At 60.3% G+C, this 25236-nt stretch carries 23 protein-coding genes and 1 riboswitch; of the genes, 10 read left to right on the top strand and 13 right to left on the bottom strand.

What is annotated here, in order from left to right; genetic code table 11:
- Positions 1–66: 66 nt before the first annotated feature.
- Positions 67–972 carry a metallophosphoesterase family protein gene (locus tag ACK6D9_RS19635; protein ID WP_412049790.1) on the top strand — a complete coding sequence of 302 codons (906 nt, stop codon included), beginning with the start codon at positions 67–69 and terminating at the stop codon, positions 970–972.
- A gap of 26 nt (positions 973–998) precedes the next feature.
- On the opposite strand, the gene ACK6D9_RS19640 is transcribed toward ACK6D9_RS19635, so the two are convergent.
- The 4 genes from ACK6D9_RS19640 to ACK6D9_RS19655 all read right to left on the bottom strand — a co-directional run bounded on the left by ACK6D9_RS19640 (position 999) and on the right by ACK6D9_RS19655 (position 5354).
- Positions 999–1748: a hypothetical protein gene (locus ACK6D9_RS19640; RefSeq protein ID WP_412049791.1), complete on the bottom strand. Its 750-nt coding sequence runs from the start codon at positions 1746–1748 to the stop codon at positions 999–1001.
- Between the two features lie 120 nt (positions 1749–1868).
- The gene (locus ACK6D9_RS19645; RefSeq protein WP_412049792.1) at positions 1869–2645 is read right to left on the bottom strand and encodes an alpha/beta fold hydrolase; all 777 of its coding nucleotides are present in this window, start codon (positions 2643–2645) and stop codon (positions 1869–1871) included.
- Positions 2646–2715: 70 nt separating this feature from the next.
- Complete coding sequence (leuA, locus tag ACK6D9_RS19650) at positions 2716–4419, bottom strand: 2-isopropylmalate synthase (protein WP_412049793.1); 1704 nt, start codon at positions 4417–4419, stop codon at positions 2716–2718.
- A gap of 332 nt (positions 4420–4751) precedes the next feature.
- Positions 4752–5354 (bottom strand): ATP-binding protein, encoded by a 603-nt coding sequence (locus ACK6D9_RS19655; protein WP_412049794.1) that lies wholly within the window; start codon positions 5352–5354, stop codon positions 4752–4754.
- Between the two features lie 613 nt (positions 5355–5967).
- Here ACK6D9_RS19655 and rsgA point away from each other — a divergent pair.
- The 4 genes from rsgA to ACK6D9_RS19675 all read left to right on the top strand — a co-directional run bounded on the left by rsgA (position 5968) and on the right by ACK6D9_RS19675 (position 10696).
- Positions 5968–7074: a ribosome small subunit-dependent GTPase A gene (rsgA, locus tag ACK6D9_RS19660; RefSeq protein WP_412049795.1), complete on the top strand. Its 1107-nt coding sequence runs from the start codon at positions 5968–5970 to the stop codon at positions 7072–7074.
- A gap of 253 nt (positions 7075–7327) precedes the next feature.
- Positions 7328–8425 carry a carboxynorspermidine decarboxylase gene (locus tag ACK6D9_RS19665; protein ID WP_412049796.1) on the top strand — a complete coding sequence of 366 codons (1098 nt, stop codon included), beginning with the start codon at positions 7328–7330 and terminating at the stop codon, positions 8423–8425.
- Positions 8426–8463: 38 nt separating this feature from the next.
- Positions 8464–9705 carry a saccharopine dehydrogenase family protein gene (locus ACK6D9_RS19670; RefSeq protein WP_412049797.1) on the top strand — a complete coding sequence of 414 codons (1242 nt, stop codon included), beginning with the start codon at positions 8464–8466 and terminating at the stop codon, positions 9703–9705.
- Between the two features lie 238 nt (positions 9706–9943).
- Positions 9944–10696: a GGDEF domain-containing protein gene (locus ACK6D9_RS19675; RefSeq protein WP_412049798.1), complete on the top strand. Its 753-nt coding sequence runs from the start codon at positions 9944–9946 to the stop codon at positions 10694–10696.
- A gap of 13 nt (positions 10697–10709) precedes the next feature.
- On the opposite strand, the gene ACK6D9_RS19680 is transcribed toward ACK6D9_RS19675, so the two are convergent.
- The 4 genes from ACK6D9_RS19680 to ACK6D9_RS19695 all read right to left on the bottom strand — a co-directional run bounded on the left by ACK6D9_RS19680 (position 10710) and on the right by ACK6D9_RS19695 (position 14900).
- Positions 10710–11204, bottom strand: a complete 495-nt coding sequence (locus tag ACK6D9_RS19680) for a GNAT family N-acetyltransferase (RefSeq protein ID WP_267653656.1) — start codon at positions 11202–11204, stop codon at positions 10710–10712.
- 264 nt (positions 11205–11468) lie between these two features.
- Positions 11469–12047, bottom strand: coding sequence for an ATP-dependent Clp protease proteolytic subunit (locus ACK6D9_RS19685; protein ID WP_412049799.1), 579 nt, complete (start codon positions 12045–12047; stop codon positions 11469–11471).
- 173 nt (positions 12048–12220) lie between these two features.
- Positions 12221–13651 carry a DEAD/DEAH box helicase gene (locus ACK6D9_RS19690; protein ID WP_412049800.1) on the bottom strand — a complete coding sequence of 477 codons (1431 nt, stop codon included), beginning with the start codon at positions 13649–13651 and terminating at the stop codon, positions 12221–12223.
- Positions 13652–13967: 316 nt separating this feature from the next.
- Positions 13968–14900, bottom strand: a complete 933-nt coding sequence (locus ACK6D9_RS19695; RefSeq protein WP_412049801.1) for a DMT family transporter — start codon at positions 14898–14900, stop codon at positions 13968–13970.
- Positions 14901–15011: 111 nt separating this feature from the next.
- Positions 15012–15222, top strand: a riboswitch (cobalamin riboswitch).
- A gap of 54 nt (positions 15223–15276) precedes the next feature.
- Between ACK6D9_RS19695 and ACK6D9_RS19700 the strand changes: the two genes are divergently transcribed.
- Complete coding sequence (locus tag ACK6D9_RS19700; RefSeq protein ID WP_412049802.1) at positions 15277–15960, top strand: energy-coupling factor ABC transporter permease; 684 nt, start codon at positions 15277–15279, stop codon at positions 15958–15960.
- A gap of 159 nt (positions 15961–16119) precedes the next feature.
- The gene (locus ACK6D9_RS19705) at positions 16120–17094 is read left to right on the top strand and encodes a threonine/serine dehydratase (protein ID WP_412049803.1); all 975 of its coding nucleotides are present in this window, start codon (positions 16120–16122) and stop codon (positions 17092–17094) included.
- Positions 17095–17136: 42 nt separating this feature from the next.
- Here the strand turns inward: ACK6D9_RS19705 and ACK6D9_RS19710 are convergent, their stop codons facing one another.
- From ACK6D9_RS19710 to ACK6D9_RS19725, 4 genes are all read right to left on the bottom strand, one after another.
- Positions 17137–18036 carry a cation diffusion facilitator family transporter gene (locus tag ACK6D9_RS19710; RefSeq protein ID WP_412049804.1) on the bottom strand — a complete coding sequence of 300 codons (900 nt, stop codon included), beginning with the start codon at positions 18034–18036 and terminating at the stop codon, positions 17137–17139.
- A gap of 6 nt (positions 18037–18042) precedes the next feature.
- On the bottom strand, positions 18043–18402 hold the full coding sequence (locus ACK6D9_RS19715) for a c-type cytochrome (protein WP_412049805.1): 360 nt from the start codon (positions 18400–18402) through the stop codon (positions 18043–18045).
- Complete coding sequence (locus ACK6D9_RS19720) at positions 18399–20588, bottom strand: anthranilate synthase (protein ID WP_322987947.1); 2190 nt, start codon at positions 20586–20588, stop codon at positions 18399–18401. Before ACK6D9_RS19720 ends, ACK6D9_RS19715 begins: the two co-directional genes overlap by 4 nt.
- A 220-nt stretch (positions 20589–20808) precedes the next feature.
- Positions 20809–21624, bottom strand: coding sequence for a DUF1206 domain-containing protein (locus ACK6D9_RS19725; RefSeq protein ID WP_412049806.1), 816 nt, complete (start codon positions 21622–21624; stop codon positions 20809–20811).
- Between the two features lie 544 nt (positions 21625–22168).
- On the opposite strand from ACK6D9_RS19725, the gene rnk reads away from it, so the two are divergent.
- Together rnk and ACK6D9_RS19735 are read left to right on the top strand one after the other, a co-directional pair.
- Positions 22169–22585 carry a nucleoside diphosphate kinase regulator gene (gene rnk, locus ACK6D9_RS19730; protein WP_322987949.1) on the top strand — a complete coding sequence of 139 codons (417 nt, stop codon included), beginning with the start codon at positions 22169–22171 and terminating at the stop codon, positions 22583–22585.
- Between the two features lie 149 nt (positions 22586–22734).
- Complete coding sequence (locus ACK6D9_RS19735) at positions 22735–23259, top strand: nucleoside-diphosphate kinase (protein WP_322987950.1); 525 nt, start codon at positions 22735–22737, stop codon at positions 23257–23259.
- A 59-nt stretch (positions 23260–23318) separates the two neighbouring features.
- On the opposite strand, the gene ACK6D9_RS19740 is transcribed toward ACK6D9_RS19735, so the two are convergent.
- Positions 23319–24200, bottom strand: a complete 882-nt coding sequence (locus tag ACK6D9_RS19740) for a phosphatase PAP2 family protein (protein ID WP_412049807.1) — start codon at positions 24198–24200, stop codon at positions 23319–23321.
- Between the two features lie 229 nt (positions 24201–24429).
- On the opposite strand from ACK6D9_RS19740, the gene ACK6D9_RS19745 reads away from it, so the two are divergent.
- The gene (locus ACK6D9_RS19745; RefSeq protein WP_412049808.1) at positions 24430–25179 is read left to right on the top strand and encodes an extensin family protein; all 750 of its coding nucleotides are present in this window, start codon (positions 24430–24432) and stop codon (positions 25177–25179) included.
- Positions 25180–25236 lie beyond the last annotated feature (57 nt).

The following is a 25236-nucleotide window of genomic DNA, read 5'->3' on the forward strand; positions in this document are numbered from 1 at the left end:
TTCAGGCGGCGGTGAGTTCCCCTGTCGCGCTTGCGGGGCGTTGCCGGGATCGCTAATGCTCACACCATGTTTCGACTTGCTCATATTTCCGACATCCATCTCGGGCCGCTGCCCCGGGTGACACTGGCCGAACTCGCTTCCAAGCGGATCACCGGCTTTGTGAACTGGCACCGCAATCGCCGCAAGCATCTTTTCGGCAATACGCTCGAACAGGTGGTCGCAGAAATTCGCGCGGCCGCACCCGATCATGTCGCCATCACCGGCGATCTCGTCAATCTGGCCACCGGCGCCGAAATCGAAGCCGCGCGACTGTGGCTGGAAAACCTGTTCGACCCGGCGCTGACAACTCTGGTGCCGGGCAACCATGACGCCTATGTGCCCGGCGCCTTTGCGCGCACCACCACAGCCTGGCGCCCGTGGATGATTTCCGACGACGCCGTGCCCGAAGCGCCGCTGTTTCCGAGTTTCCGCCGTCGCGGTCCGGTGGCGCTGATCGGCCTGTCGACGGCCAACGCCACCCTGCCTTTCATGGCGACGGGGGATTTCGGCCACAAGCAGGCCCGCGCTGCCGGCGCTCTGCTGGACAAGGCGAAGGAAGAAGGCCTGTTCCGCGTCATCCTGATCCACCACCCGCCGTTGCCCGGTGCCGCAAGCTGGCACAAGCGGATGCGCGGCACGGCGCGGTTTGCCAAGATGCTCAAGCTCCATGGCGCCGATCTGGTGCTGCATGGCCACACCCATCTCGACACGCTCTATCATCTCAAGGGACGCGACGGTCTGGTGCCGGTGGTGGGTATCGCCTCGGCCAGCCAGGGGCCGGGCAGCAGCCGTCCGACCGCCGGCTTCAATCAGTTTGATATTGAGGGAGAGCCTGGCAACTGGCAGCTCGAGCACACCCGAATGCGGCTGTCAGACAAGGGCGCAGGCTTTGAAGCCCACACGATCGGGGTAATCGGCGCCAACCCGGTATGAATAGTGGCCTCAGCTGATAACAAGCCTCAGCCGATAAACGCTGTAAGCCGGTCCCACAACGCCACAACCAGCACCGCGGCGCCGGCAACACAGCCGAGAATGAACCAGGACGCGCCGAGCACGAAACCGCTGCCGCGCGAGGCCTTCTTGGGAGGAATTTCCGCCTGCAGAGTGGAAGCCGCGACCGCGGTCTGCTGTGGCATCGATTCCCCAGCACCATCCGCGTCCCAGGCCTGTGGCTGCGCGTCAGCGGCTGGTGGACTGACCGAACCGTCCTGCGCGCTGCGCGCTGTCTCATCTCTGCCGGCGTCGGATTGGCGCGCCGTCGCTTCAGTTGCACCAGCCAGCGCCTTCATGCTTTCGAAATCGCCTGACAGGATCCGCTCGCGCTCGATCACCCGCTCGGCGATATAGCGCGTCACCGCGTCGGCAGTTGCCGACATATCCGGCGTCTCCGACATCACCACCCGGCCAAGACGGGTATCACGCACGAAGCGGAACACCCTGCGGTCATTGCCCATGTGCACATGCGCCACCGCATCGATCCACAGCCGCGGCTGCAGCCCCGGCGATATGCCGAAATCGAAGCGGTCATCGGCGGGGTCGATCTCGTCGAGAACCGGCTTGATTTCGAGCGCCAGCAATTCCAGCCGGGCACGAACGGCGTCGCGCATGTCGACCACCACATCGGTCCGGTCGGCAACGGCAATCTTGACTTCCCTGACGATGTCGGCAAGCCGGCGATCGGGCGATGTGGGCACGGTATGATCTGTCATGGCACGGTTCCGGCACAATTGGTTAACAATTGGTTAGCACAGACCGACCTTGATGGCGACAATAGGGCATCAGCGATTGTGTTCTTGGTAAAGATCCGGCGGCATCACCCAATACCGGCCTCAGGCATCACCGGCAATCGCCTGGCGCAGCACCCGCACCACGGCATCGGGCGCTTCCTCGGGCAGCATGTGGCCAAGTTCCGGCAGGATACTGAGCGCGAAATAGGCCGGCAGGGCGCGTGGCGACGGGCATGGCAACACCGCATCGGCGCTGCCCCAGATCACCGCAACCGGCATACCAAGCGCTGACAACGCATCGCCGGGCAATACCCCCTGCCCCTTGTCGGAGCCTTCGGGAAACATCGCTTGGTAGGTTTCATCAAGGGCTTCCAGCGCGCCGGGCCGCGCGCGCGCCGCAACAAAGCGATCAACAACAGCTTGCGGCATCTCGAACTCCGGCGCCGACATCTCCGCAAGGCAGGCGCACAGCTCTTCCGCTGTGGCAGCCTTGGCATAGCGCCCCAGCAATTCGGCATTGATCTTGCTGTCAATCCCACCCGGCGCCACCAGCGTCAGCGACTTGACCCGGTCAGGCGCGCGCATGGCGATCAGCGCCGCCACCGCCCCGCCCATCGAATGACCGGCCAGGTGAAACCGCTCGACACCGGCGTCATCAAGCCCGGCGAGTATCGCCTTGGCCATCCGGCCGGCACCACCACGCCCCTCGGACGTAAGCGAGCCGCCATGGCCGGGCAGATCGACCACCAGTGTACGGATATCCTCCCCCAACCCGGCAAGCACCGCGTCCCAGGCTGAACCGTCGCCGCCAAAGCCATGCAGCAGCACCATCGGATCGCCGGTTGCGGCACCCGCTGTCTTGATCAAAACTCCCGTCACGGCGCGTCCTCTTCCCGATCAGCGGAGGCCGCCGCAGCCCTGTCGCCGCGGCAGCCTCTCAAGCTTTATGTCAGCCCTTGGCCAGCGCCCGGTTGGCCGCCGACACCACCGCGGCCAGCGAGGCGGCAGAGATGTTGGTATTGACGCCGGCGCCAAACAGTTTGCCCGCGGGCGTTTCCATTTCCATGTAGCAGATGGCAGCCGCATTGGAGCCGTGCTGCATCGAGTGCTCGGAATAATTGGCCACTGTCAGCGCGAAGCCGAGATAATTTGACAGCGCATTGATGAAGCCGTCGATCGGCCCGGTGCCGCGGCCCTCGATACGCCTGGTTTCGCCATTGTCGGTGATCTCCGCCGAGACAACCCGCACGCCGGGGCTTGCCGGGTCGGTATGGGTGTGGTGGTCGACATAGCCGAGCCGCGCTCCGGTCTGGTTGACATAGACCTCCATGAAGCTCTCGTAGATCCGCTGCGGCGGCAGTTCCACGCCCTCGTCATCGGTGATCTTCTGGATTTCCTCGCGGAATTCGACCTGCAGGTTGCGCGGCAGATCGAGCCCGTAATCCTCCTTCAGGATATAGGCGATACCGCCCTTGCCCGATTGCGAGTTGATGCGGATGATCGCCTCGTAGGTGCGGCCGACATCGTTGGGATCGATCGGCAGATAGGGCACTTCCCACTCCGGCTTGTTGGCCTGGCGCAGCGCCTTCATGCCCTTGTTGATCGCATCCTGATGCGAGCCGGAGAACGCGGTGTAGACCAGTTCACCAACGTAAGGATGCCGCTCGGGAATCTTCATCTCGTTGGAATATTCGAACACCGCCTTCATCCGCTCGATATCCGAGCAATCGAGCTTCGGATCGACGCCTTGGGTGAACATGTTGAGCGCCAGCGCCACCACATCGACATTGCCGGTGCGCTCGCCATTGCCAAACAGCGTACCCTCGACCCGGTCGGCGCCGGCCATCAGCGCCAGTTCGGTGGCGGCAATACCGGTGCCGCGGTCATTGTGCGGGTGCAGCGAGATCAACACGTTTTCGCGGTTGTCGATATTGCGGCACATCCACTCGATCTGGTCGGCATAGATGTTGGGCGTCGCCATCTCCACCGTCGACGGCAGGTTGAGGATCAGCTTGTTGTCGGGCGTGGGCGCAATGATCTCGATCACCGCATTGGAGATTTCCAGCGCCACTTCCAGCTCGGTGCCGGTAAAGCTTTCCGGCGAATACTCGAAACGGAAATCGCCGCCGGCCTTCTCTGCCATCTCCTTGATCATCTTCGCCGCATCGACGGCAATCTGCTTGATCCCGGCCACATCCTTGTCAAACACCACCCGGCGCTGCAGCTCCGATGTCGAATTGTAGAAATGGATGATCGGCCGGTTGGCGCCCTCAAGCGCCTCGAAGGTGCGGGTGATCAGCTCCGGCCGGCACTGCACCAGCACCTGCAGCGACACATCATCAGGCACGCCGCCCTCTTCCACGCACCAGCGGGCAAAATCAAAATCGGTCTGCGAGGCCGAGGGAAACCCGATCTCGATTTCCTTGAAGCCCATGTCGAGCAGCAACTGGAACATCCGCGCCTTGCGGTCATGCCCCATCGGGTTGATCAGCGACTGGTTGCCGTCGCGCAAATCCACCGAGCACCAGATCGGCGCGGTGTCGATGCGCTTGGACGGCCAGGTCCGGTCATGGAGATCGATCAACGGATAGGCGTGGTATTTCTGCGATGCCGTCGGCATGCCCTTCTGTCCGGATGAAGAATGTGCGGTCATGGTCTTCTCTCGTCTCCTGGCCCTGTCGCCCGGCGTCGCGTCAATTGCGGCGTCAACAGGCGCTATAGGCCGTCATGTTGCATTCAGGAAAAAATGTAAAGTCGCGAGAGGAGCGAGGGTCGCGTCAGCGGCATATCGACCGCCGGACGCTCCTCAACGAGCCCGACGGTCGCCACTAAGTGCGAGAAGTAGGCCACCAAGACGCGCATGCGAAACCGCCGCCGCTGAAAAGCGGGCGAAAGAAGTCTCGGAGGGGCGCGTGGTCGAGGTCATGGGGAAAAGATAGCCGTGGCGGGGTGGGATGGCAAGGGGTGGGGGATATCCAAAATTTTCTAAGTAATAGGATTACTGATTCTTGGACCATCGGCCTCACTAACCGATTCCTCTGCTTCAGGGACGGCTCGTGTATTAAGTTCAGGTAGGGGCCGGTTCATCGCCATGCTCGCGTCCAATTTGGATTGGTCAAATTCCTTCCTTAAAACAATCGGGCGCTCGGCTTTAATAGCCTTCCCAAATGCCAGAAATTCAAACTTACCCAGATTTGGAATCAGCCGCGTATGCTGACTGCTGTATACGCTCTCCAAAAAATTCAGGCTGGTTTGATCAATCAAGCTGTGTGTCAAAAAGGTATTGCACTGCGACAAGATCGTTTTGCTTACCAACGCAGTCCTCTGGGTAATAACGAGCAAGCCAACCCCATATTTTCTACCCTGAAGCGCAATCTGTCCGATCCTTTCGACAACCCATTTCGTTTCGCCATCGAAACCACTACCATTCGCTTCCGGTACAATTGTATGCGCTTCTTCAAGACAGATTAGCACCTGCTGCGCTCGCCTATTTTCACGAGCCCAGTTCATTATTGCAGAAAGATATATTTCCGTTAGTCGCAGTCCTGCTTTTGAATTTGATATTTCCGCAAGCTCAAATATAGCCAAGCTAGACTCACTACCAGCCAGAAATTCGTTTATAGATTTCGTCGTTTCCTCGCGAATTTCATTGAGAATTTTCTTCAGATTAGATTTTTCATCCCCGGCCTTAAATCCGTAAGCATCTATTGTGGCTAGGAGGCCTTCTATCGCAGAAGCTTTCTTCGGATTTGGCGTCGGGAATATGGGATTTCATCACTTGAGCGTTGCACGGGCAGTGTCCATTTTCCAAATCTTTCCTGATTGGGCAAAGCTTCCGGTCGATTTTCAACGGCACTCCCATCATTCGGGCGGGATGGGACCATGATCCGTGCCACCCCCCAAACATTTCATTGGGGCACACCAGTTGCGCGCTCCGCATTCCGGCCTGCCGCAGACAGGCGCCGGACACCACATCGAACCAGACCCGTCGGCGGATTTTCGCCCGCGGGGGATTTGTCATGGCGGCTTTTCGGCAACGCTAAAGCAGATCGTGGCGCGGCATCGGGCTTACCAATCAAATCATCAGTGGGAACACGGACACGGCACCGCTATAGTCGACCGCTGACGGCGCGGTGATGCTTCGTCATCAAAGCTCTGTTATCTCAGCCCCGGCCGCCCCGGCGCAGGAAAGCCAGTCGTCATGTCACGAGACTATTCGAAATTCACGCTTTCCACGGGCAAGGCCGACGCCAAGCCCGGCGACGTCGCCAAGTCCGGCACGCCGAAACCGGCGCTGTCGGTGCTGCAAGAGCTCGGCTGGCAGCCGTTTTATGCGCAGCAGACCGACATCGACGAACTGGCCAAAACCCCGCCGGTGCGGGTCACCGAGGTGCACCGCAGCGGGCTTCGGGTGCTGGGCGACGGCATTGACGAGATGCTGCCGCCACGCGCCGATGCCACCGTCGGCGACTGGCTGCTGTTCAACCACGTTCTGCCCAGCGCCAGCCGGTTGCTCGATCGCAAGAGCGTGATCCAGCGCCGCGCCGCCGGCCATGATCGCCAGGTGCAGTTGATCGCCGCCAATATCGATACCGCCTTTGTCGTCACCTCCTGCAACGCCGATTTCAACGTCGCGCGGCTGGAGCGCTATGTCGCGCTGGCATTCGAGGCCGAGGTGACGCCGGTGATCCTGCTGACCAAAGCCGATCTGTGCGACGATCCGGCCGATTATGTCGAACAGGCGCAGGCAATTTCCAACGCGCTCACCGTGCTGGTGCTTGATGCCCGGGGCGACGAGCCAAAACTCAAGCTCGCGCCCTGGTGCAAGCCGGGCCAGACGGTGGCCTTTCTCGGCTCGTCGGGCGTCGGCAAATCGACGCTCACCAATGCACTGTCAGGCACCGAGAGTGCCGCCACCCAGGAAATCCGCGAGGATGATGCCAAGGGCCGCCACACCACTTCTCACCGGCAGTTGCACATTCTGCCCGGCAGCTGCGCTGTGCTCGACACGCCGGGCATGCGCGAAATCCAGCTCACCGATGTCGGCGCCGGCGTGGCCGAAGTGTTTTCCGAACTCGATGATCTGGCCGGCGCCTGCCGATTCAGCGATTGCCGGCACGAGACAGAGCCCGGCTGCGCGGTACTGGCGGCAGTCGCAACCGGTGCGGTCGATATCGAGCGGCTGGCGCGCTGGCGCAAGCTGCTGGCCGAAGACCGGCACAATTCCGCAAGTCTGGCCGAGCGGCTGTCCAAGGACAAGGCGTTTGGCAAGATGATCCGCCAGGTCAAGAAGAACAAGGTCAAATAGACCGCCCCGGCACGGGTGGTCGGCCCCACCGGATCTCCACTGCTGCCAGGTTTGGCGCGAGTTCACCCGGTTCCGGACTGTGTAGCGATGACAATTGCCCGCATACGGGCGTCAGATCAGCGTTTTTGCTGCAAAAACCTGCTACCCACTTGCCTCAGGCGCCGGTATTCCCTACCTCCCCCCGAACACCCGCTGCCTAAGCGGCACGTGCGCCCTAGCCCTTCCTCGCCCCGCCACCTGAATGGAGCAGGCCTTGATCCAGACCCCCTATTATCTGATCGACAAGTCGAAACTGCTGATCAACATGGAAAAGATCGCCCGGCTGCGCGAACTCTCCGGCGCCAAGGCGCTGCTGGCGCTGAAATGCTTTGCCACCTGGGGCGTATTCGATTTCATGGCCGACTACATGGATGGCACCACCTCCTCGTCGCTTTACGAGGTGCGGCTCGGCCGCGAGAAATTCGGCAAGGAAACCCACGCCTATTCAGTAGCCTATGCCGATCACGAGATCGACGAGGTGGTGACCCACGCCGACAAGATCATCTTCAATTCGATCGGTCAGCTCACCCGTTTTGCTGGCAAGGCCGATGGCATCACTCGCGGGTTGCGGCTCAATCCCGGCGTGTCCTCCTCCACCTTCGATCTGGCCGATCCGGCCCGGCCCTATTCGCGGCTTGGGGAATGGGATCTCAAACAGGTCGAGCCGGTTATGGAAATGATCTCCGGCTTCATGATCCACAACAATTGCGAAAACGGCGATTTTTCGCTGTTTGACCAGATGCTGGGCGAGATCGAGCACAAATTCGGCCCGTTGCTGAAAAAGGCCGAATGGGTCAGCCTCGGCGGCGGCATTCATTTTACCGGCGATGATTATCCGCTGGAAAAATTCGCCGAGCGGCTGAAGCGCTTTGCCGGCGAGTATGGCGTGCAGGTCTATCTCGAACCCGGTGAAGCCTCGATCACCAAATCGACGACGCTGGAAGTCACCGTGCTCGACACGCTGTTCAATGGCAAGAATCTGGCCATTGTCGATTCATCCATCGAAGCCCATATGCTGGATCTGTTGATCTACCGTGAAAAGGCCAAGATCGCACCCGATACTGGCGATCACCGCTACATGATCTGCGGCAAGTCGTGCCTCGCCGGCGATATCTTTGGCGAGTTCAATTTCCCTGAACAGTTGGCCATTGGCGACCGGATTTCAGTCCAGGACGCAGCCGGTTACACAATGGTCAAGAAAAACTGGTTTAACGGCGTGCGTATGCCGTCAATCGCCATCCGCGAGCTGGATGGCAGCATCAGAACGGTCCGCGAATTTGATTACGCGGATTTTGAACACAGCCTCTCGTAAGGCATCTGACGATTGGACATAGGAGTTAGTCCCCCATCATGAAGAAGAACGTACTCATCATCGGCGCTGGCGGCGTCGCCCAGGTCGTCGCCCACAAATGCGCCCAGAACAATGACGTGCTCGGCGACATCAACATCGCCTCGCGCACCAAGGCCAAATGTGATGCCATCATCGCCTCGGTTCGTGAGAAGAACGCCATGAAGCAGCCCGGCGTTCTTGCGGGCCACGCGCTTGATGCCATGGACATTGAGGCCACCAAGGCGCTGATCAAATCGACCGGGTCCGAAATTGTCATCAATGTCGGCACCGCATTTTTGAACATGTCGGTGATGCGCGCCTGCATCGACACCGGCACCGCCTATATCGACACCGCGATCCATGAAGAACCGGGCAAGATCTGCGAAACCCCACCCTGGTATGGCAACTACGAATGGAAGCGCGCTGACGAAGCCGCTGAAAAGGGCGTCACCGTCATCCTCGGCGCCGGCTTCGATCCGGGCGTCGTCAACGCCTATGCCAAGCTCGCAAAGGATGAGTATTTCGACACCGTCACCGATGTAGACATCGTCGACATCAACGCCGGCAGCCACGGCAAGTATTTTGCCACCAATTTCGATCCGGAAATCAACTTCCGCGAATTCACCGGTGTGGTCTATTCCTGGCAGGGTGGCGAGTGGAAGACCAACCAGATGTTCGAGATCGGCAAGACCTACGACCTTCCGGTTGTCGGCCCGTCAAAGGCCTATCTCTGCGGCCATGACGAGGTCCATTCGCTGGCCAAGAACATGGACGGCGCCGACGTGCGCTTCTGGATGGGCTTTGGCGATCACTACATCAACGTCTTCACCGTGCTCAAAAACATCGGCCTGTTGTCCGAACAGCCGGTCAAGCTGGCTGATGGCTCCGAAGTGATACCGCTCAAAGTGGTCAAGGCCTGCCTGCCCGACCCGGCATCGCTGGCGCCCGACTACACCGGCAAGACCTGCATCGGTGATTTCGTCAAAGGCACCAAGGACAGCCAGGAACGCGAAGTCTTCATCTACAACGTCGCCGACCACAAGGACGCCTACAACGAAGTGGGCTCGCAAGGGATCTCCTACACCGCCGGCGTGCCCCCGGTCGCCGCCGCCATGCTGGTCGCCACTGGCGAGTGGGATGTCAAGAAAATGGCCAATGTCGAGGAACTCGACCCGAAACCGTTCCTCAACATCCTCAACCACAACGGCCTGCCCACCCGCATCAAGGACGCCGACGGCGACCGCGCGCTGGACTTTTCCTGAGCAGGGATAGGCTGCGGTCGAGGGCCGTAAGCTTGTGACGTGAGCTATTGTGAGCCCCCGCAGGCACAGCCCGGCGGGGGCTTTTTTGTGCGCACGCAACGCCTGCGGCGAGTACCGGGGATCAAAGAACACACCCCCCACAACTGACGCTGAGACATTAAAGCTAATGCATATGTTTCCGGGCTTTTATTGCAATCTGGGTCAGTGATGATCAGTGTGCAATGGAGCAGGTGCAAGAGTGAAGCTTGATTTTTCAGCTACTGGCTGGGCCAGGGTCATCGCCGGAACCCTGGGCGGCACGGTTTTTTGCATTGGTGCTACCCTGATTGTCGATTCCGTCAGGTTTTCCGGCATGACTGATACCGAACTCAGCAGTGCGATCATTGTTGACATACTACTGCCAACCGGACTGGCGGTCCCGCTGTTGTTCCTGCTGCTCTACAAGATGCGGCAATTGGCAATCGCCCACCACGAGATCAGCATTATCGCCTCGACAGACAACCTGACAGCGGTTCTCAATCGCGGCGCATTCAAGATGTTGGTCGACGCCTATCTCCAACAGGCGATGCGGCAGCCGGCACACAACGCCGGAGCATTTCTGGTCATCGATGCCGACCATTTCAAATCGATCAATGACCGTTTTGGTCACCAGGAGGGTGATGTCGCGCTGAAACTCATCGCACAAACCATCCAGACCTCGCTCAGGCAAGGCGATATCGTTGGGCGGATCGGCGGCGAGGAGTTCGGCGTCTTCCTGCCGAAAGCAAATCTCGATCAGGCCGGCATTGTCGCCGAGCGCATTCGGCGAGATATCAATGAAATCGAGTTCCCACCATCAGCCAGAACCCATGCGCTTTCCGTCAGCGTCGGCGGCGCGGCCTTCGGCGGGCATACCGCTTACGACGACCTGTTCCGTGTGGCCGACAAGTGTCTCTACTCGGCAAAGGCCGGCGGACGTAATCAGGTCATCTTCCAGCGACTGGCTGCCTGAAACCCGACGCCACTCACATTTTATGCCGGTAAAGCAGAACCTCCGGTCCCGGACGGTCCGGATCCAGGATCAGCTCGGCATCCAGCCGCTCGGCCAGTTTGCGTGAGCCGTGATTTTCCGGGTCGATATGGCTGACCAGGCTTTCCAGACCGCGCACAGCAAAGGCCCAGTCGCGCAAGGCCTGCGCCGCCTCGAGGGCATAGCCGTTGCCCTCGGCTCCCGGATAGAGCTGCCAGCCGAGCTCGTGTTCGGGAAACAGCGGTCCGTAATGGATGCCGACCTGGCCAAGACACTCACCTGTCTCGCGGCTCTCGATCATCAGCGTGCCCTGCCCCATCAGCCGCCATTGCGCCAGATTGTGGCAAAACAGGCCCCAGGCGTCGCCCAGCGAATGCGGACCATCCAGATAGACGGCCTGATCGGACATCATCAGGCGCGCGTAAGCCGGCCAGTCAGCCATGGTCTGAGGCCTGAGCAGCAGGCGTTCTGTTTCAAGTGTCGGAATCAAGCGGCTGACCTCACTGGTTGTTCAGCATCGAACGCAAAACAGGATCGTTCTCCGCATCAAGGCCATAAAACGCTGTTCAATTGACCGGTACGTGGCACCTGACAGCACTTGGCGGGGAAGTGTTCGCACCCCGTCTTAGGCTTGATGTCACGATTATCGATCCTGACAGAAAATCACACCGGCAGACAGGACCCGGAACATATTAAACAAAACCCCGCCAGCACACGCCAGCGGGGGCCTATTTCATCATTCTATCAATCAGGCTCAGAGTTCAGACTGGTTGGTGATGATCTTGCCAACCAGGCCATAATCCTTGGCTTCTTCGGCCGATAGCCAGTAATCGCGGTCGGTGTCTTTGGCGATCTTTTCAACCTTCTGGCCGGTGGCCTTGGCAAAGATCTTGTTGAGCCGCTCGTTCATCTTGATGATCTCGCGCGCCTGGATCTCGATATCGGAGACCATGCCGCGGGTGCCGCCAGACGGTTGATGCAGCAGGAAGCGGGTATTGGGCAGGCAAAAGCGCTGTTCCTTCGGCACCGAGACATAGATCAGCGCGCCGGCGGAAGCCACCCAGCCGGTGCCGATCATGATCACCTTGGGCTTGATGAAGCCGATCATGTCGTGGATCGAATCGCCCGATTCGACATGGCCACCCGGTGAATTGACGAAAATGCGGATGTCGTCGTCGCTCGCCGCTGCCAGCGCCGCCAGTTGCGCGCTAACCTTGTGCGCCAATTCCTGGGTAATGCCGCCATAGATGAAAATCGAGCGCGACTTGAACAGGTTGGCTTCCGCTTCCTTGCCCAACGGCAGTTCCGTCGTCTTTTCGTCTTCGTCGCTCATCAGCCGTTCTCCATAAGTTTGTCTGCCCCGCAGATAGTACGATCCGGCCCCCGAAACAATGGTGGCGGGGGCGAATGGCGCTGCAACAGGCAAACGGCGCAGCGGAAAACCGCTGCGCCGTGAGAAATTCATCGATTTGGTTCCGCCGGCACTCCGGCGAAAAATTGTCAGTCCTAGGCAGTGGCGCGGTCGCCGGTCTGCTCGGGGCGCGGACGACGGTCGCCGCTCCGACGCCGACGGCGCGCCTTCGATGCCGGCTGATCGCCGTTCTGGTTGGCGGCGGCGGCAGGCTGATGCCGGTTACCCGGATGTTGTCCGTTGGCTGGCTTGCCGCTCTGCTGTCCCGCGGCAGCCGGCTTGCGGCCCTGACCCTGGCCCGGCTTGCGACCTTGACCCTGCGGCTTGGCACCCTGACGCGGCCGCTGGGTGCGGCTGAGCGGCTTGAAGTCACCATCCGGATCGGCCAGCGCATCGACATAGGTGCCTTCCGGTGCATTCTCGACCGGGATCGCCACCTTCAACATCTTTTCGATATCCTTGAGCAGCGAACGCTCGTCCGGTGCACAGAAGGTCACCGCAGTGCCTTCAGCACCGGCGCGCGCGGTGCGGCCGATGCGGTGAACATAGACTTCCGGCACGTTCGGCAATTCATAATTGACCACCAGGCTGACACCCGGCACATCGATGCCGCGGGCGGCGATGTCGGTAGCAATCAGCACCGGCACAGTACCGGCGCGGAAGCCAGCAAGCGCGCGTTCGCGCTGGCCCTGTGACTTGTTGCCGTGAATGGCAGCTGCGTTGATGCCATCGGTTTCAAGCCGTTTGACGGCCTTGTCGGCACCGCGCTTGGTGCGGGTAAACACGATCACCCGTTCGCCCTTGCGATCACGGATCAGGCTTGCCAGCGCACCCATCTTGGCGGGAGTCTGCATGTGCATAACCGAGTGTTCAACGCGGTCGGCGGTCTTCTTGGCCGGGATCACCGACACTTCGATCGGATCCTTGAGATGACGGTCGGAGAGCTGACGGATTTCCTTCGGCATGGTCGCCGAGAACAATAGTGTCTGGCGACCCTGCGGTGTCATGGCCAGGAGGCGCTTGATTGCCGGCATGAAGCCGATATCGAGCATCTGGTCGGCCTCGTCGAGCACCACCACTTCGACTTCGTTGAGCGAGACCGTGCGTTGTTCGATCAGGTCCATCAACCGGCCCGGCGTGGCAATCAGAATATCAACGCCGCCTGCCAGCGCCTTGATCTGCGGACGGCTGGAAACGCCACCAACGACAACTGCCGAGCTCAGATTGAGCTTGCGACCGTAATCCTTGACGCTCTTGGCGATCTGGGCAGAAAGTTCGCGGGTTGGCGACAGGATCAGCGCCCGCACCTTTTTCGGTGCAGCGGGCTTGCCTGGCGCCAGCCGGTGCAGGATCGGCAGCGCGAAGGCCGCGGTCTTGCCGGTGCCGGTCTGTGCCAGACCGATGACGTCGCGGCCTTCCAGCACCGGCGGAATCGCCTGCACCTGAATTGGCGTCGGCGTCGTCAGATGCAGACCGTCAAGCGTGTCGAGAAGGGCCTTGGAGAGGCCGAGTTGGGAAAACAACATATAATAACTTCCAGGATTCTGGGCAGGCGTCGGGGCGTGCGCTGAGCGCCGCCAATTCGCGGACCATGCCCGATAAAACAAGTCCCTCCGGCAGCGGTATCTCCGCGATCGGGGGTGTTCGGGTTGGGCGCATCGCCGCTGGCCGACGCGAAATTTCAAGGTGGATTTTAGGGGAAGTCAGAACACGCTCATCGCTAAAGGAGGCGTGCAGCGGCCGAAAGGGCCCCTATCCAGTTGCCCCCTTAGGCCCGAAAAATGTGGCCATGTCAAGGCGCGCCGGCATATTTTTGTTGCGGCGCAGCAAGGAAATTCGACGTCATGAACGGCCTTCGGCTTCAACCGCGATGTTGGCGGCCACACTGCGAATCGACTTTCGTGGCGTCAGTGCAATCGCCAGAATGACAATTGCGCAGGCAGCCCATTGGGCAGTTTCGATCGGTTCGGCAAAGGCAAACCAGCCAACCAGAAACATCGTCGGCAACTCGAAACTGCCGGCAATTGCGGTCCGGGCGGTGCCGATGACAGGCGCTGCCACGGTATAGAGCAATTGCGGAACCAGCGCCGAACCAAAGGCGATGCCCGCCACCAGCCACCAGCCTGACACGGTAACGGGAAGCAACGCCGCCACCGGGGTCGTCGTCATCAGCGGCAACAGCCCCAGAACCGAGCCGAGACTGATACAGGCAATCCGCACCACCGGTTTGAGCACGGCAAGTTTGTGCACCAGCACGTTGATGCCAAAGCCGAAACCCAGTGGGGCCGCCAGGGACAGAATCAGCGCAGGGACCTGATCCGGCGTAATCGCATCCGGCGACGTCGCGAGTGCGGCGGCCGCGACAATCATCAGCGCCGCCAAGATGGCGCGGCGACCCGGCGGATCGCCGAACACCAGCCAGGCAATCAGCAACGTGAACACCGGGTAGGTCATGTAGAGAATGCCCGCCGTCGAAACAGGAACGATCTCGACGGCGCGGACGTAACCGACCCAGCCGACCCCCATGCCGATCCCGGCAACGAGCCCCCATACGAGCGCCGCCCATTGCGCCCGGGCCCGCCAGACAAAGGGCAAGAGCACGGTCGCCGCAAATGCATAGCGGAAAAAGGCAATCGCATGCGGCGCCATGCCTTCAGCAGTCAACGTGCGGGCGAAATAGGGAACGAGACCAAACCCCACGGAAGCGGCGATGACGGCGAACGTTGCAAGCCCGGGGCCGAGCAAATGCGGATGATCAATATTTTCGACACTCATTTCGGGGGAGTAACAGTCAGCGCTGACACCGGCAATCCGTTCTGACAAGGAGGACGACTGAATACGCCGCGTAACGTCGTCTTTTCAGATTGCCATCTCAGGTAGTGTGAAATATCTTTGGCCTGTTCGGGTTCCATGAAGGCCAAGCCTTCGGGATTAAAGGGGAACACGGTAGGGACGACCCGTAAAGGGGCCCGATCCGTGGCTGCCCTCGCAACTGTAAGCGTGAGTCGCATCCACAATGCCACTGGAGAAATCCGGGAAGGCGGATGACGGCAGTGAAGCGCGAGCCAGGAGACCTGCCCGGATTTCGGGGAAGCCATCATACGCTTCCGAATTCAACCTGTCGCACGAAGGGTGCGGAAAGGATTATGATATGCATATTGAACCTGGCGTCGTTGACGGCGCAAAGATCGTCCTGAGCTACGCAACGGCCGCTGCTTCTGGCGGCCTTCTGATGAAGATGTCTTGGGACACGATCCGCAACGATGGTGGCGTCGCAGCCCTTGGCATGCGCTCGGTCATCACCACACTGATGGTATTTGTGTTCTTCGAAGTCTTCCCGCACCACGCAATCGGCGTCTCGGAAGTCCATCTCATTCTCGGCTCGACGCTGTATCTGATGTTCGGGGCCGGTCCCGCGGCAATTGGCCTGGCTTTGGGGCTGCTGATGCAAGGCATTTTCTTCGCGCCTTTCGATCTGCCGCAATACGGTATGAACGTCACCACCCTGCTGGTGCCGCTCTACGCCATGTCGCTGATTGCCAAGCGCATCATCCCGGCGGGCACCGCCTACAAGGATGTGTCCTACAAGCAGGCACTCGCGCTCTCGACCAGCTATCAGGGCGGCATCGTCATGTGGGTTGGATTCTGGGCGTTGTATGGCCACGGCTTTGGTGCTGAAAACCTCTCGCAGATTGCAGCTTTTGGTGGCGCCTACATGCTGGTTATCATCATAGAGCCGATCGCCGATCTTGGCGTCCTGGCGCTCGCCAAGACCTTCAGCGGCACCCAGGACAATCCGATGTTTCATAACCGTCTGCACAATCAGGCGGCATAAACGTCCTTCTATTTGAGATTGGCAAACGCCGCGTGATCAGTATCGCGCGGCGTTTTTCGTTTACCGGGTGATCCGAGCATGCCAAAGCCGCAAAAGGATTTGGAGACGAGCCACTGCGCCGATAGCATCCTGACAAACGATTCACATGAGGACCCCCGGATGAACATCGAGATGATCCGCGCCGCCCAGGCCCGGCTTGAAGGCCATGCCCGGCGCACGCCCTTGCTGAATTCTCCATTCCTCGACGAGATCGCCGGCCGGCGGGTCTGGGTCAAGCCAGAGTGCCTGCAGCACACCGGCAGCTTCAAGTTTCGCGGCGGATGGTCGGCGGTGTCGGGGCTGGATCCCGAAGCCCGGACACGTGGCGTCATCGCCTTTTCCAGCGGTAATCATGCGCAGGGCGTGGCGCTGGCAGCTAGCCGGCATGGCGTGCGTTCGATCATTGTCATGCCGTCGGATGCACCGCAATCGAAGATCGACAACACACGGGCTCTCGGAGCAGAGGTGGTTCTGTTTGACCGCGCGAAAGATGACAGGAACGCAATTTGCGCGCGGCTGTCGGAAGAACACGGCCTGACGCTGATCGTGCCCTATGACAACCCCCTGGTGATTGCAGGTCAGGGTACCTGCGGCCTGGAAATCGCTGAACAGGCGAGCGCCGAAGGCATCATCAAGGCCGATGTCCTTGTTTGCTGCGGCGGCGGCGGCTTTACCGCGGGGGTTGCACTGGCACTCGAGGCAGATGCCCCGGGTCTGCGGGCGCGCCCGGTGGAACCGGAAGATTTTGACGACATGGCTCGCAGCCTGGCGTCAGGCGTCATCGAGCGCAACAGCCGCCTGTCCGGCTCGCTTTGCGATGCGATCATCACCCCGCAACCAGGCAACCTGACCTTCCCGATTGTCTCCCGGCTTGCCGGTCCAGGACTGGTCGTGACCGAGGACGAAGCGCTTCACGCCATGGCTCATGCCTTTTCCCGGCTCAAGCTCGTCGCCGAGCCTGGCGGTGCTGTGGCTTTGGCCGCCGCTCTGTTTCATGCGGACGAGATCGAAGGCGAAGACGTCATCGTCACCATTTCCGGTGGCAATGTCGATGCCGATGTGTTTCGCATGGCGCTCGACAAGTTTGGCGGATAGCGGGCTTCGCGATCAAAAACCTGATCAAATCTGGCAAAACGCTCAGGTCAGCCTGACACCCTCGTCCTTGGCCTTGTGCGCGGGCTCGACATGGATGGTCACCCGAATGCCCTCGACCTGCTGACGCAGCCTGGTCTCCAGCCGGTCGCAAATCGCGTGCGATGCTTCCACGCTCATGTCGCCGTCCACCACCAGATGAAACTCGACAAAAGACACCCTGCCCGCCATCCGGGTGCGGATATCATGGGCTTCGATGGCACCGTCCGCTTCGGCCTTGATGATGTCCTGGATGCGCTGCTCGTCGACCGGATCTATCGCCCGGTCCATCAGCCCGTCAACCGATGAGGCAATTACCTTCCAGCCCTGCCACAACACGTTGATGGCGACAATCAGTGCCAGCAACGGGTCAAGCCGCGGCTGATCAAAGGCAATCGCCAGACCCAGCCCTATGATGACGCCGGCCGAGGTGATGACGTCGGAGAAAATGTGATGGCCATCAGCGCTCAGCGCCGGCGAGCGATAACGTCGTCCGGCGCGGATCAGCACATAGGCCCAGACACCGTTGATCAGCGCAGCACTGCCGTTGATCGCCAGCCCCAGCCCCGGTGCTTCAATCCGTTGCGGCGCCATCAACCCGGCAATCGCCTCGTTGACGATGAGCAGAGCTGCGACAGCGATCAGCACACCTTCCAGCACGGCGGAAAAATACTCAGCCTTGTGGTGACCAAAGGGATGGCCGGTATCGGCCGGCTTCTGGGCGTAGCCGACGGCAATGAACGCCGCCAGCGCGGCAATCACGTTGACGGTGGATTCAAGCGCGTCGGAATAAAGCGCGACCGACCCGGTGACATGCCAGGCGACCAACTTGAGCGCCATCACACCGAGCGCCAGCGGGATCGACCAGAACGCCAGCCGCCGCACGGTGAGAGCAGATTGTGGCATCTCCGGTCAGCTCTGCAGCGAGGCGATATAGGTGATGATCGCCTCGATCTGCTCCGGCGTGGCGATGAATTCGGGCATGTCGGGATGGTTCGAATAGATCCGTCCGTCGGCGAAGGCTTCCTCAAGCGCGTCAATCGGGAAACTGTCAGACAGTTTGCGGAACGGCGGCGCTGCCTTGTGCGGGCTGGCATCCGCCGTCCCCACCGCATGGCAGCGGCTGCAATTGATCTCGACCAACTCCCGCCCGGCTTCTGCCTCTTCGTCCGACTGAGCCCATGAAGGGGCTACCCCGACAGACAGGCAAACAACAAGGGCAGCAAATGCACCGGCCATAAGACCCCGGCCCGTTCTGTGGATATGTCTCATGCCGCCTTCACCTTTTTTCCGCGCGTCATGTGCGCCACCACATTCTCGATTATCCGCATTCCGGCATCCTGACCGAGCGTCATGATCGATTCAGGATGGAATTGCACCGCGACCACCGGTTCACTTTCGTGTTCAATCGCCATGATCACTCCGTCATCGGTTTCCGCTGTAATCCGGAATTCCTTCGGCAATGTGGCGCTATCGGCAAAAATCGAATGATACCGCCCGACCGTCACCTCGTTGGGCAGGCCGGAAAAGATGATGCCTTTGGACGCCACCCTGATTCGAGATGGTTTGCCATGCATCGGCACGGCCAGTTCGCGCAGGCTTCCGCCAAAGCTTTCGGCAATTGCCTGCAGCCCGAGACAGACGCCAAACACCGGCACCGCTCGGGCACGCGCCTGCTTGATGGTGGCGGCACAATCGAAATCCTTGGGCCTCCCCGGCCCCGGCGACAGTACCACCAGATCAGGCGACACCTGGTCGAATGTCGCATCAGCCACCGGTGAGCGCACGGTGGTCACCTTCGCGCCGGTCTGGCGGAAATAATTGGCCAGCGTATGGACGAAGGAATCCTCGTGATCGACCAGCAGGATCGACACCCCGTCGCCAACCCGCGCTGTCTGCCTGCCGGCAACGTCTGAGTTGCCACGCCGTGCATCACGGATCGCGGAGAGCATCGCCGAAGCCTTGAGTTCGGTTTCGGCCTCTTCTTCTTCGGGGTTGGAATCAAACAGCAGCGTCGCGCCAGCGCGGACTTCGGCGATCCCGTCCTTGACCCTGATCGTGCGCAGCGTCAGCCCGGTGTTCATGTCGCCATTGAAGCCGACCATGCCGATGGCCCCGCCATACCAGGCGCGCGGGCTTTTCTCATTGTTTTCCAGAAACCGCATAGCCCAGAGTTTCGGCGCGCCGGTCACGGTCACAGCCCAGGCGTGGCTCAGAAATCCGTCAAACGCGTCCATGTTGTCGCGCAATCGGCCTTCGATGTGGTCGACGGTATGGATCAGCCGCGAATACATCTCGATCTGGCGCCTGCCGATCACCTTGACCGAACCGGGCTCGCACACCCGGCTCTTGTCGTTGCGGTCGACATCCGAACACATGGTCAGTTCGGATTCGTCCTTTTTGGAATTAAGCAGCTTGAGGATCTGCTCCGAATCCGAAATGGCGTCCTCGCCGCGCTTGATCGTGCCTGAAATCGGGCAGGTTTCGATCCGCCGGCCATTGACCCGCACAAACATCTCCGGCGACGCGCCGATCAGATATTCCTGGTTGCCGAGATTGATGAAGAACGAATAGGGCGACGGGTTGATGGCTTTCAGCCGGCGGCTGATCTCCGAGGGCCGGGCTTCGCAGCGCTCGAAGAATGTCTGGCCCGGCACCACCTCAAACAGATCACCGCGTTTGAAGCTCTCCTTGGCACGCCTTACCAGTTCCGCATATTCGCCCGGCGTATGATCGCCCTTGGGCGGGATGACATCGGCCGGCTTGAACGGCTCGGGACTGATGTCCGCCTCCCGGCCCTCAGTTGTCACATCATCGAGTGCGAAATCATAACGGTCGATCCAGGCCTTGGCGGCATGGTTGTCGACCACCAGAATTTCGTCGGGCAGATAAAGCATCAGGTCACGCTGATCGTCGGGGCGGACGAGCTTGGCGGGCACGGAATCGAACTGGAACGCGAGATCATAGCCAAACGCGCCATAAAAGCCGATATTTCCGTCTTCTTCCGAATGAAACAGATCGACAATGACCCTGAGCACCGAAAACACAGTCGGCGCCCGCGAGCGCTCTTCCTCGGAGAACACCCGGTCGGGTTCATGGATGACAATCTCAAGCGTCCGGGTGGCACGCGCGGAAATGGTAAAGTCGGCCTGTCCGCCAAGCTTTGCAGCGAGGATCTCGATCAAGGCTTCGCCGCGGCCATTATAAGCCTCGATGGTCAGCTTCCGGTTTCTGGCAGAAATACCCAGCGGCGGATCAACAACCGCCGTATCCCAGCGGGTGTAGCGGCCGGGATATTCATAATTCGACGAGAACACGGCACCGCGGCGACTGTCGAGCGCATCGATGTAATCGGATATCGCATCGGCGTAAGGTGTTTCCCGCCGTCGCCGCGTGATCGCCACTCCACCACGGGTTACATAACGTTCCGCGCCGTCGCCTGTTGCCATCGTGCCCATATCTTTTCTCCGTCTGACCCGATCCGGTGATCCTGGCCCGGCGGCACAAACAAAAAAGCCGCCGGACCTTTTCGGTCCCGGGCGGCTTGTTGATCTTAAACGCGCATGCGTGGTCAAGGCCGCCTAGAAGCGAACCCACCACCAATTGTTCTGTGCCACATGCATCGTCATGGTTTGCGTCATAGCCCAGCAAACGCCGCGCATCAAGTGGCGCGGCGCCTCACATGTCGTCAAGATTGATCCGCCGCCATATCGCCTCGGCAAGCGAATAGATCGAAAACAGCAAGAACCCGCCCGCTGTCGCACCGAGCAGCCATGCCCCGAACGGTAGCCCTGCGATGAAATCAAGCGCCGCCTGCAGGCTCGCCTGCTCACCGTTGCCAGCCAGGCCACGACGGTACAGAAGAAACGCAATGACCACGAATATCAGCCCGCGTGCGGTCAGACCGCCGATCCCGGCGACATCAATCCAGCGCATGATCGATTCGGGCGCGTCGATATGATCGCGGTACTTTCGGCCTGCCGCCTTCCAGATGTGGGCGCTGCCGACGATCGCAAACACCGAGGCCAGAATGATCGACACCGGTCCGGCGCCGATGAACGCCGCAGCCGTGCGGGCAAAGCCATCACCACTTCCGCTACCGGAAGATATTGCGCTGCCCCACCAGAGCGAGAAGGCGTAGACAGTCAGAAACCCGTAGGAAGCGGCCGCACCAAGCAGGCCGGCGCGAACCGCCAGCCCGGCCGGTTTGAAACCGTGATCATCGGTATCGAACAGCGATTGTATGACACGCCAGAGACAATAGCCGGCGAGACTGACAATCAGCAGCGGTGTCAGAATCACGCTCGCTGTCGATTGGGTGATGAACTGAACCGCGTCCTTGGCGTCCCCGCCGCTGCCGGTAGTCAGCGCCGCACTGCCGATGAAAAAGGCCAGCAGCAGATAAACCAGACCGCGAGCACCATAACCAAGCCGTGCAAACGGTTTGAACCAGTCATGCCAGCTTGTTGGTGTCAGTGCCGGTCCGGTCATCATGGTACCCTCGCTTGGCGGCGTCAGCGCTATACTCAGCCCGGTTGAAACGCACATTGCGCGACCGCAAGCCCCCGCTCCCACGTTCCGCCAAGGTTAGGAGCATGATCCTCAACTAGGCACGCGCGATATGGTTCCCCCGACATCACCATGCTCTCAGGTCAGGCACCGCAGCGATGGTTTATTAACCCGCCGCAGTACGGCTCAGTTTTAGCACGCAGGTCCGCAAGCAGGGCTGACACCTGCGGACGCGGCAGAACAGCGGACCGCATGCCGCAGCTTGACATCCCCATGAGTGTACCCCACATTTGGATCATGAAAACGTACCGGATACATATTGTTCGCTTGTTCAGGGCTTTTCCCATCGCGGAAGCCTGACCCTCAGTTCGGCGCCTTACGCCCCCGGACTGCGGGATTGCGAAGCGGGCCCCCAGGCTGACGGCAGTACGTCGACCAGCCCGCATATGACGGCGTAAAAACCACCAATTCTATTGAACACACCCAGCATCCATCTGGATCGGGGCAACATCTCTGCGTGGACACTTCAATGCAGCCAAGAAACAGGCGCAAGCCGGCAATTACGATCACCGAAACCGATTACGACCGGCTGAGCAATCTTGCCGCGGTGCGGACGCAACGCAGCCCCGAACTCGCCATCAGCCTCGCCGAGGAAATCGACCGCGCGCGAATCGTCAGTGACGCCGCCATAAGCCCGTCGATTATCCGCATGGGATCGACCGTCACCTATGTTGCCGACAACAAGGACGCAAAGACAGTCCAGCTGGTCTATCCCGGAGACGCAAACATAGAAGAAGGGCGCATATCCGTTACAACCCCGGTTGGCTCGGCATTGATCGGCTTGAAGGCCGGACAAACGATCGACTGGACTGCGCCCAATGGCCAGCGTCACGAATTGAAGGTACTTGAGGTCAGCCAGGACAAGCACCCCGCGCTGAGTCAGTAATCGCCATGGGCACCGGTTTTTCACCTCACATAGGAGATTGTCTCCTGACAGGGCCACATCCCCTGCACCCGAATAATCGGGGTGCAGGGGCCAGTTTTCCCTTCCCTGTCATGCGCGCCGCCATAGGGCTGGCGTGATTGGAGATCGCCATGTGGAAAAACCAGGAATGTACCCTGACCAGCAAGGATTTTGCGATCCTTGAAACCATGTATGACCGTCGCCTCGCCCTGCCGGATTGCGTTTGCCAGTTGCTCAGGCACAAGCTCGACAACGCACGCGTGGTGTTCGGCGAGGATGTTGCCGACAACATCGTGACGTTAAACAGTCGCGTGCGTTATCGCGTCGGAGAACTGTCCGCACAGACCGCCATCATTACCCAGGACCCAATGGCCGGCATTATCGGCCAAAGCCTGCCATTGACCACCGCGCGCGGGCTGGCGTTGCTGGGACTGGTGGAAAGCGACTGCCTTACCCTGCCGAAACAGGAGAACGGCATTCCCGAGCGCATCCTGCTCGAGGAAGTGCTGTTCCAGCCCGAAGCCGCGCGCCGGCAGCGGTTCAAGCAACAGCACACACGCCGCGGGCTTCACCTGGCTTACGACGCAGGGTCGGAGCGCGACCCTCAGGCATATTCGGATTCTGGCGACAATGATCCCGGCCCGAGTGCTGCGTGATAACTTGGAACGTCCCCTGCCGGTTAAACCGGCGGGGGAAACTCAGCCGTAATTCCGTATCAGGAACCCATCTTCAGGTTTCTGTTCCGCTTGAGGAAATGCACGATCAGCCAGGAGAAACTTGCCCAGGCCGCACCCAGCGCCCAGCCGGCAGCGACGTCGCTGGGCCAATGCACACCGAGATAGACCCGGCTCACGCCAACCAGCACCGCCACGAATATTGCCACCAGAAGCACATAGGCCCGCGCCCGCCGGTCATCCAGATAGCCGATCACCAGCGCGGCAAGCGTCAGATAGGCAACAGTCGTCACCAGCGCATGCCCGCTGGGAAAACTTAATGTGTGAACATTGTCGAGGTGATCGACCAGATCCGGACGCGGCCGGGCATAGTATTGCTTGAGAGTCTGGCTTAATAGCGCGCCGGAGCCGACCGACAGCACCGCATAAAGTGCCGCGCCATAGCGTTTGGTGACAATGAAAAACCCGGTGACGGCGGCAAGCGTGAGAATGATCAGCGGAAAGCCGCCGACAGCCGTGACTTCGAGCGCTATTTCCTGCAACCATTCCGGCCCCAGCGGCGTCGACGGATCGCCCGGAACTCTCAGCAGCAGGAAAAGCGTCTCATCGATGTTGCGGATTTCACCCTCGGCCATTTCATCGGCAATCGAGATAAAGGCGAAGAGACCCAAGGTCACCACCCCCATCAGCAATACGGGCAGGCGATGGACGCTGCCGTTCCTGACGCCGCGAACCAGCCACTCGGCCAGCGATGATGTAATCTTTTCGGCAGCCATTCTGCGTGTCGCCCCTTTGTCCTTCTGATTGATGATGAACCCGCCGAGGGCCAGTTCGTTCCCAGAGCCGGAAAATGCGGCCCAATGACGTTCGCTCAGCGGCACCGCAGCCGGACGCCAGATAAGGTCCCTTTCGGGCGAGAACATACCCAAACTGTACTCAATCCGTCACCCCGCGGATAGGTGCATACAGCCAGCTTGCATCGGGCGCACGACGCGATTGCACTGCTCCACCGGTTTTGCACTCAACCGCGTGATAATCCGTCCTGGTTCCGCCGACACTACCCCCTATTTCCGGCACTGCGGCTGGGGTAAGCTCGGCGGTGATTTCCGCAGCCCCTAACGCAAAACCAGAGCGAGGATCATCTTGGCACGCATGGCTCTTATGATCCCCCCCGTTCTCCTAGTGCTGACAGGCATGGAGCTTCCCGAAAACCCGCCGGTTCCCACGCCAAAACCCGAGCAATCGATAGAAATTCCTGACAGCACACGCTCCCCCGTGATCCGGGAGCAGGCTGAACCGGAACAACATCCCGAACCTTTGCCGGACATTGTCGCCGCGACAGACACCGAAGCCGATCTGGCGAGTTGCGAAGCAGAATTACGTAAGCTTGATGTTACGTTTGAAAAACTTGCCCCACTCAATGGCGAGAATGGTTGCGGCATCACAGCGCCCTACGCAATCACCGAGATCGCCAGCGGCGTGATCCTGAAACCGGCAACGCAATTGCGGTGCGAAACGGCGCTCGCGCTGGCGCAATGGGTGGGCACCGTGGTCATTCCCGCAACCTCGGCGCTGCCGGGCGAGGTTTCCCTCCAGGCCATCAATCACGGCTCCACCTATGTCTGCCGGCGGCGCAATAATCTGGCCACTGGCAAGATGTCAGAGCATGCGATCGGCAATGCAATCGACGTCGCAAATTTCGAGTTTACCGAACGAAAACCAATCGGCGTTTCACCACGCGCCGGCGACGGCAACATCGAAGAAGCATTCCAGCGCGCCGTGCGCGCCGGCGCCTGCCTGCATTTCACCACGGTGCTCGGCCCCGGCACCAATACCAGCCACGCCGACCATCTCCATCTCGATATCGCCAAACGCAATCGCGGATACCGGCTGTGCCAGTGATCAATTGCGAACCGGGCGGACTTGCCGCCCGGCTTTGAAGCTACAGCCCCCCGCACC

It is taken from the genome of Hoeflea sp. Naph1, assembly GCF_046837775.1.
GTDB lineage: Bacteria > Pseudomonadota > Alphaproteobacteria > Rhizobiales > Rhizobiaceae > Hoeflea.